Raw genomic sequence first — 2,275 nt, 5'->3', positions numbered from 1 at the left:
TAACCCCGATTCTTGAGGGCCTCGATCCCTATCGCACTCCCGACACGCCCACCCTCGAACCCATCACCCCACGCTCAGGTCCCAAGAGCCCGATTGGTGGGGCGATTCCGCAACTCGTCCAAGCAGGAATCCAACTCCTCACGGCACTCGTGCGGGCGTTGCCCCAGATTATTTCCACGATCGTCGCAGCAATCCCATCGATTATTTCTGGGATTGTGTCTGCTATTGGTCAGGGTGTTTCGGCGATGGCTGAAGCGGGTAAGAACCTCGTCTACGGCCTGTGGAACGGTATCCAAGGCTTGGCTGGATGGCTGTGGGATTCGGTCTCGAACTGGGCAAGCGGGATTTGGGACTCCATCACCGGTTTCTTCGGCATCCACTCACCGTCTCGCAAGATGGCGTGGGCAGGACGGATGCTCGTCGAAGGCCTCGCCGGCTCGATCAAAACCGATGGCAACAAAGCCGTCACCGCAGCTACTGGTTTGGCTAGGGACACGATGGATGCCTTTGCCGATCTCGAAGACGGGCTGAGCATCCCGATCGAGGCGGTCGCTGACCTGCAGGTACCTGCCGTTGACCTCACCCCACAGCCCGTGACTGTATCTCAGCGGATCAGCGACGTCTCTGACGAGCGTGTGGATGTCGCTGGGATCGTGGATGCGACTGCGAAGCGGATCCTCGGCTCGCTCGACATCAGTGTGACGCTCTCGGATGGGACGCTGGTCGGCAAACTCGCACCCGCTCTCGACAAGCAACTTGCTCGTCTTAATCGGCGGCAGGCCGTGATGGCAGGAGGCTACTGATCATGTTTGGCTTCACCCTGAACAGCGCGGTGCCCTCTACGTCGCTTGGTCTGCGACTCACGGCACCGGTGGCTATTCCTGCAGCCGTCCGTGCGGTGGATGATATTGAGGTCGAAGGCCGAGCCGGGACCCTGACCAGGTTCACGGGCTGGGAGGACACCGAACTCGAGCTTGAGCTCGCCGTGTCTATCCGTGACGGGCTTCACCAGTACCGGCGGGCCACTCACGAGCTCACCAATGCCCAGGCCATTGCACTCACGGCCGAGCCTGGTATTTACCGCAAGGTTAAGCACTGCGAAGTTGGTGAACTTCGGAGGGAGTTGTCGGGGTGGGGTTTCTTCACTGCGCGCCTGACCTGCCAACCCTTCGCTTACCTGACCGAGGGCTTGAAGCCCGTAATGATGTCGGAGTCGGGGACGATCACGAACCCCGGCCTACTCGATGCAGATTCGATCATCACGGTCACTGGCACCGGAGCGTTGTCTTTGACGATCAATGCGCGCGTCTATCACGTGAATTCGCCAGCAGGCTCCGTCACGCTCGACAGCGAACGCCTCATCGCACACGTATCTGGTCGCGTGCAGGCGGATGCGCTCACCGAAGCATTCCCAACCTTGAAGCCTGGGGTCAATCGGATCACGCTCGGTACCGGAATCTCGAAGATCGAGATTGTGCCGAACTGGCGCAACCCCTAACCACCCCGTTCGCTCAATTGTTTCTGGCCGTCCTGTGGTGGGCGGCCTTCATGCTGTTTGGAAGGCTCCTCATGATTACGATTCACGACCGCACCGCCACGACATTCACCGCCACCGGGCTAGGAGTCTTGGATCGGGAGATCATCAACCCGATCGTGACGGAAGAACTAGGCGGCGAATTCTCCCTGACCTTCACCTACCCAGCAGATGGATCTGCAGCCACGCACCTCATCCTGGAGAACATTGTGGCAGCGCCCGTGCCAGGGCTGGAGCAACGGCAGGGGTTCCGGATCAGCGAGGTCGTCACCACCCTCGAAGGAATGCTCGAAGTGACGGCGTTTCATGTCTTCTATGATTTGGCCGCGAACCTCATCGCCGACACCTACGTGGTCAACAAAACCGCGAAAGGCGCACTGACGCAGATCCTTGGGGCGGCGAACACGAAGCACGGGTTTACTGCTACCTCATCGGATACGGTGACGCGATCCTCGGCGCGGATGGTGCGCATGCCCATCGCCGCCGCTCTCATGGATGCGGGCGAGGACAACACACTCATCTCGCGTTGGGGCGGCGAACTGGCCCGCGATAATTTCCATATCCATCACTCCGCTCGGCGTGGGCGAAATACAGGCGTTGTCATCCGTGATCGGAAGAACCTCACTGGGTTTGAGTCATACATTGATTTGGTCAAGTCCCTTGTAGTGGTGTAACGGCGTTTTCCTCTCGTTTGGGGTTTTAGCTTGCTAGTGCGGGCGTGTCGGTATCGGTCATGGTCGT

The 2,275-nt window shown here is 59.5% G+C and carries 3 protein-coding genes; all 3 read left to right on the top strand.

Features of this window, described 5'->3' with window-relative positions; translation table 11 throughout:
• The coding region (locus tag BSZ39_RS12650; protein ID WP_425425696.1) for a phage tail protein at positions 1 to 803 on the top strand (803 nt) is incomplete at its 5' end.
• A 2-nt stretch (positions 804 to 805) separates the two neighbouring features.
• The gene (locus tag BSZ39_RS12645; RefSeq protein WP_073717655.1) at positions 806 to 1,498 is read left to right on the top strand and encodes a hypothetical protein; all 693 of its coding nucleotides are present in this window, start codon (positions 806 to 808) and stop codon (positions 1,496 to 1,498) included.
• Between the two features lie 71 nt (positions 1,499 to 1,569).
• Positions 1,570 to 2,208 carry a phage tail spike protein gene (locus tag BSZ39_RS12640; RefSeq protein WP_245792532.1) on the top strand — a complete coding sequence of 213 codons (639 nt, stop codon included), beginning with the start codon at positions 1,570 to 1,572 and terminating at the stop codon, positions 2,206 to 2,208.
• The last annotated feature ends 67 nt before the right edge of the window (positions 2,209 to 2,275 follow it).

Source organism: Bowdeniella nasicola (genome assembly GCF_001907295.1).
In the GTDB taxonomy this organism is placed as follows: domain Bacteria; phylum Actinomycetota; class Actinomycetes; order Actinomycetales; family Actinomycetaceae; genus Bowdeniella; species Bowdeniella nasicola.
The sequence above is the reverse complement of the archived record's forward strand: the minus strand, read 5'-3'. Positions and strand labels throughout refer to the sequence as shown.